Origin of the sequence: Chryseobacterium sp. SIMBA_029, assembly GCF_046535275.1 — a bacterium.
Lineage (GTDB): Bacteria > Bacteroidota > Bacteroidia > Flavobacteriales > Weeksellaceae > Chryseobacterium.
Genome location: NZ_JAWRXA010000281.1, coordinates 1 through 274, shown reverse-complemented (window position 1 = coordinate 274; position 274 = coordinate 1). Strand labels below are relative to the sequence as shown.

General features: G+C 55.1%; 1 protein-coding gene. It reads right to left on the bottom strand.

Annotated elements, in window-relative coordinates; genetic code table 11:
* Positions 1-105: 105 nt before the first annotated feature.
* A complete protein-coding gene (locus tag SB679_RS24135) occupies positions 106-273 on the bottom strand; it encodes a type II toxin-antitoxin system HicA family toxin (protein WP_410704771.1) in 168 nt (55 codons plus the stop codon).
* Position 274: the final 1 nt, after the last annotated feature.

The following is a 274-nucleotide window of genomic DNA, read 5'->3' as shown; positions in this document are numbered from 1 at the left end:
CATGGAAGCCGATGACATCGGAAATTCCGGCGATATTGCCGAAGAAGATTTCATCTTCGGCATCGAATTCGATGCGCGCAGCATAACCCTTGTAACTCATCACATTCATGGCTCAACTCCCAAAGACCGCAGGAAGCGCCTGGCATCCCTCACTTGGTAGCGCTTGGCTTCCTTTTCCGGATGCGGGCGATGGAAGAAAGCCAGTTTGCCGTCCTTTTCGAACCGCACGCGCGAGCCGCTTCCTTCGACAATGACGCAACCGGCAGCCAGCAAC